The organism is Sutterella sp., assembly GCF_052272535.1.
Lineage (GTDB): Bacteria > Pseudomonadota > Gammaproteobacteria > Burkholderiales > Burkholderiaceae_F > Sutterella.
Genome location: NZ_DAVZJY010000300.1, coordinates 1 through 2,364 on the forward strand (window position 1 = coordinate 1; position 2,364 = coordinate 2,364).

General features: G+C 71.3%; 1 protein-coding gene. It reads left to right on the forward strand.

Annotation, left to right across the window (positions count from 1 at the left end; genetic code table 11):
• Nucleotides 1–173: 173 nt before the first annotated feature.
• Nucleotides 174–2,364: DUF2157 domain-containing protein (locus ACT6Y9_RS10470; protein WP_443744491.1), on the forward strand; the 2,191-nt coding region annotated here is incomplete at its 3' end.

Sequence of the window (2,364 nt, forward strand, 5' to 3'; positions counted from 1 at the left end):
GACGCGACCGGCGACCCACTGCAGAGAAACATTCCCGCAAGAGCGGCGCGCACCGTTTGAGACGCGGTGCCGCGCCGTTTTTTTCATCCGCTCACGACTGCGCCGCTGCATGCGCCCGCGGAGCCGGTTAGGCTTTCCGGGAACACTGCGTTTGATGCATCTCCGAGACGCCCATGTCGAAGACCTCCGCCGCCACTGAATCCACTGCTCCCGCTTCGAAAGATCCGCAGGCGCCCACCGAAGGGACGACTCCGGCCGAAGGCCGCGCAGTTTCGCCGCAGGCGCCCGAAAGCGCGGCGTCCGGACCGGCATCTGAGCCGCAGCCCGAAACCAACGCTGAATTGCAACCTGAATCGGAATTGAAGGCGAAGCCCGAAGCTGCGGCCGCACTGCCGCCTCCCGCCGCGCCGCTGCTTCTCGACGCGCCGGAGACGATTCCGGCGTCTGCGTCCGTGACGGCGCCCGCCGCTCCGACGCAGCCCGCCGACGCGTCCGCGCAGAGAACCGCCGCCGCGGAGAATCAGGCTCCCGCTCAGGAGGAGGCCGCCGCCGAAGAGGCTCCGGTTCCGGCCGTCGAAAAGGCGGTTCAGAAGACCGTCAGCCGGCCGGACGAGAAGAGTGTTGAGCAGCCTGACGAACGCCCCGGCGGAAGACTCCGCGGAGAGAGTCGTGAAGGCGCAGCGGACGCTGCGCCGAAGGAAGCCCCTGAGGCGCCGCAGGTCTCTACGCCGCGCCGTCCTCCGTCCGCCGCGGGCTTGGGGCGCCTTTTGGGCGCGCTCGGCCTCCTCTCGGCCGCCGCGGCGCTGCTGCTCTTCGCCGCCTCTCACTGGCTCGGCTGGGGGCCGGCGGTGCGGCTGGCCTTCTTCGGCGGCATGGGCTTCGCGCTCCTCCTCCCGGTGCTCTTCCTCAAAACGCTCCGCCCCGGGCTTCTCGACGGATTCGTTACGGCCTCGGGTCTCGCCACGGGGCTTCTGCTCGCCGTCGTCGGCCAGACCTGGCAGACGGGTGAAGGCGCCGCCGCCCTGATGCTCGGCTGGGCGGCGCTTCTCACGCCCTGGCTCCTCGTCTGCCGCCGGCCCGCCTTCTTCACGCTCTGGTTCGGCGTGGTCCTCGGAGCCGCGATTCTTCAGGGCGACCGGATGCCCGGAGACTTCGACGCCTTGGAGCGGTACCTGCCCGCGGCGCTCTTCGCAGCCGCGACCGCCATCGGATTCACCGGGGCGCTGCGGCGTCGCGCCGCCACGGGACTTCTGCGCGCCGCAGCCCTCTTGCCCGCACTCGCCGCCTCGGCGCTTCTCGGGCTTCTCCCTACGATGATGACGGGTTTCGGGCGAGCGGACGCGTCGATGACGGCGCTCTACGGCGGGCTCGCCCTTATCCTCGTCCTGCTGCAGCTCTTCTCGCGGCGCCCCGAGCAGCGCGCCTTCGCCGTCCTCACGGCCGTGGCCTGGGCTAACAGCCTGGTGCTCAACGCCGCGCCCGCCTTCGGCATCCTGAACGGCAACGGGATCATCTATCTCCTCACGCTCGTGAACGGCCTCGTCTTCCTCGGCTGGACCACGCTGCAGGCGGGCCTGCGCTTCGCGAAGCTCCGGCGGGATCCGGGGGCGGTGGCATCCGCCCGTCCTGCGGACGCCGAGGGCGTCGGGGCGCTCCTCGCCGATCTCTTCCCGCGCGCCGTCTCGGCCGCACTTGCCGCCGTCGCGGTCGTGCTCGCCGCAACCACGATTTCGCTCCTCTTCGGCCTGGCGGTCGACCGGGCGGGCTGGACGATGCTTCTCATGGCGGCTGCGCTCGAACTCTTCCGCCGGAGACGCACGCGGAGCCGCGCTGCGGTCTTTTCGCCGACCCAGCTCCTTCTCTTCGTGGTCGCCGCGGCGGGGTGGTGCGCGGTGCTCGACGGCGACCGGGGCGTTGCCGCGGCCGCAGCCCTCGGCCTCGCGCTCGTCTTCCGCTCGCGCATTGCGCTTTGCGCTGCAGCCCTCTCGGCGCTTTCGGCCTATCCCGACGCCCAAGCCTTCGTCCTCGCGCTCTGCGCACTCGCCGCTCTCGGCGCGGCGCTTCCCGCCTGGCTGCCGAACGAACGCCTCCGTAACGAAATCCTCTTCTGGCTCCCCGCGCTCCTTCTCTCCGCCTGGGGAGCGCTTGAAGTCCACACGCTCGGCTTCGGCGCCGCTGATCCGGCGGATTCCCTTTATGTTCCGACGACGCTCGGGCTCGCCGCTCTGGCGGCCGCTTCGGGCGCTCTGGCGCTCCTGCGGCGCGGCGTGCTGACGACGGGGCGTGCAGCGGTGCTCCTCTTGGGCGTCGCGGCGCTCCTCGTCACGCTCCCCGGAAGCGCCGGGCTCGTGATCGCGCTCGGCG